Source organism: Nevskia sp., from assembly GCF_023266035.1.
Classification (GTDB): Bacteria; Pseudomonadota; Gammaproteobacteria; order Nevskiales; family Nevskiaceae; genus Nevskia.
This window is the reverse complement of the sequence record NZ_JAHFRY010000235.1, coordinates 1-2,733: the sequence shown is the minus strand read 5'-3', so window position 1 is coordinate 2,733 and position 2,733 is coordinate 1. Positions and strand designations below refer to the sequence as shown.

At 68.1% G+C, this 2,733-nt stretch carries 3 protein-coding genes; all 3 read left to right on the top strand.

Going from position 1 to position 2,733, the window contains the following annotated elements; all coding sequences use genetic code 11:
* Positions 1–571: FAD-linked oxidase C-terminal domain-containing protein (locus Q0D45_RS21390; RefSeq protein WP_293397899.1), on the top strand; the 571-nt coding region annotated here is incomplete at its 5' end.
* Between the two features lie 4 nt (positions 572–575).
* Positions 576–1,634 (top strand): glycolate oxidase subunit GlcE, encoded by a 1,059-nt coding sequence (gene glcE / locus Q0D45_RS21385; protein ID WP_293397897.1) that lies wholly within the window; start codon positions 576–578, stop codon positions 1,632–1,634.
* A 12-nt stretch (positions 1,635–1,646) separates the two neighbouring features.
* Positions 1,647–2,733, top strand: a 1,087-nt coding sequence (glcF, locus tag Q0D45_RS21380; protein ID WP_293397896.1) for a glycolate oxidase subunit GlcF, incomplete at its 3' end; no start/stop codon positions are given.

Below are 2,733 nucleotides of genomic sequence, written 5' to 3'. Positions count from 1 at the left end.
AGCCGTGTTGCTGGCGGCGGGCGCCACCGCGATGCGCACCTCGAAGGATGAAACCGAGCGTCTCAAGCTGTGGGCCGGCCGTAAGGCCGCGTTCCCGGCGGTGGGCCGGATCACGCCGGACTACTACTGCATGGACGGCACCATTCCGCGCCGCTATCTCGGTGAAGTGCTGCGCAAGATCGCCGATCACTCCGCCGAGTTCGGGCTGCTGTGCGCCAACGTGTTTCACGCCGGCGACGGCAACCTGCATCCGCTGATCTTCTACGACGCCAACAAGCCCGGCGATATCGAAAAGGCCGAAGCTTTCGGCAATCGCATCCTCGATTTGAGTGTCGCGGTCGGCGGCACGATCACCGGCGAGCACGGTGTCGGCGTCGAGAAGATCGACGCCATGTGCACGCAGTTCCGCTCGGTCGAACTCGCAGCCTTCCACGCGGTGAAAGCAGCCTTCGATCCCCGCGGCCTGCTCAATCCCGGCAAGGCGGTGCCGACCCTGCATCGCTGCGCCGAGATGGGTCGCATGCATGTGCACAAGGGCGTGGTCTCGCATCCTGACCTGCCGCGCTTCTGAACCGATGCCCGATTTCATTGCCCAGGCGCAGGAGCGCATCCGCAGCGCGGCAGCGAACGACACGCCGCTGCGCATTCGCGGCGGTGGCACCAAGGATTTCCTCGGCGGCGAGCCGTTGGGCGATCTGCTTGATACCCGTTTGCACAGCGGTGTCATCGCCTACGACGCTAGCGAGCTGGTGCTGACCGTCAAGGCCGGCACCCGGCTCGCCGAAGTCGAAGCGACGCTCGCCGCGTCCGGCCAATGCCTGCCGTTCGAGCCGCCGCATTTCGGCGCCGGGGCGACGGTCGGCGGCTGTGTCGCCAGCGGCCTGTCCGGGCCACGTCGGCCGTATGCCGGTGCGGTGCGCGACTACCTGCTCGGCGTCACCTTGATCGATGGTCGCGGCGAATGCCTGCGCTTCGGCGGCCAGGTGATGAAGAACGTCGCCGGCTTCGACACCTTCCGCCTGCAGGCCGGCGCGATGGGCACCATGGGCCTGATCACCGAGGTCAGCTTCAAGGTGCTGCCGACGCCGGAGGCCGACGAGACGCGGGTGTTCGAAGCCGACGCGCAATCGGCGATCGCGACCATGAATCGCCTGGCCGGCCAGCCGCTGCCGCTGGCGGGCGCGATCCATCATCAGGGTCGCCTGAAGCTGCGACTGGCCGGTAATCCGGCGGCGGTGCGGGCCGCGGTCGCCAGGCTCGGTGGCGAGGTGCTGCTGGATGCACCAGCGTTCTGGACCGTGCTGCGCGAGCAGAAGCATCCATTCTTCGCCGGTGACGCGCCGCTGTGGCGGCTCGCGGTCAAGCCGACGAGCTTGCCGCTGGCGGCTGAGGACATCGACGAGCTGATCGACTGGGGCGGTGGTCAGCGCTGGCTGCGCACGGCGCGCTCGGCAGACGATCTGCGCACGCTGGCCACCGCCTGTGGTGGACATGCAACGGCGTTCCGGCAGGCGACGCGCAGCGACGCCTTTCAGCTGCCGGCGCCTGCCGTGATGGCGCTGCATCGCCGTCTCAAAGCTACGTTTGATCCAGCTGCCATCCTCAATCGCAGCCGGCTCTATCCGGACTTCTGATGCAGACCCCAGATGCAAACTAACCTGGCTGACTTCATCCGCGACACCCCGCAAGGCCAGGAAGCCGACAGCATCCTGCGCGCCTGCGTGCACTGCGGTTTCTGCAACGCCACCTGCCCGACCTACCAGCTGCTCGGCGACGAACTGGATGGCCCGCGCGGCCGCATCTACCAGATCAAGTCGGTGCTCGAAGGCGCGCCGGTCACCACGGAGACCCGCGACCATCTCGATCGCTGCCTGACCTGCCGATCTTGCGAATCGACCTGTCCGAGCGGCGTGCAGTACGGACGGCTGGTCGACATCGGCCGCGAAGTCGTCGAAGCGAAAGTACCGCGCAGCCTGCCGGCGCGAGCGCTGCGCTGGCTGCTGCGACAGGTGCTGCCGCATCCGGCGCGCTTCGCCTTCCTGCTCGGCCTCGGCCGCTTGTTCCGGCCCTTGCTACCGCGCGTCCTGAAGGACGCCGTGCCGCTGGCCCGCCCGGCCGGCCGCTGGCCCGAGCCACGTCACGCGCGCCGCATCGTCATCGCCGGTGGCTGCGTGCAGCCCTCGCTGGCACCGGACATCGACAGCGCCGCCGCCAGAGTGCTCGATGCCATCGGCATCAGTGCGGAAGCGGTGTCGATCGGCTGCTGCGGCGCCGTGTCCTACCACTTGAACGCGCAGGCCGAAGGGTTGGATACGGCGCGCATCGCCATCGACCGGCTCTGCGCCGCACTCGATGCCGGCGCCGAGGGCATCGTGGTCAGCGCCAGCGGCTGCGCGAGTTTCGTCGTCGAGTACGCGCACCACCTGGCGAGCGATCCGGCCTATGCGGTGAAGGCCACCCAAGTCACCGCCGCGCTGATCGACCTGACCAGCCTGCTGACTCGCGAAGCCGCTGCGTTTGATCGTGCGCTGGCGCGTTCCCCCGCGAAGCCGGAAGCGATCGCCTTCCATTCACCGTGCACCTTGCAGCACGGCATGAAGAACAAGGGCAACGTCGAACGCCTGCTGACGGTTGCCGGCTTCCGCACCACGGTGGTCGCCGATTCGCATCTCTGCTGCGGCTCGGCCGGTACCTATTCGATCCTGCAGCCGGCGCTGTCGGCAACGCTGAAGG

Coding starts and splice junctions, on each gene's coding strand:
- glcE (WP_293397897.1), top strand. CDS start 576: ATGCCCGATTTCATTGCCCAGGCGCAGGAGCGCATCCGCAGCGCGGCA.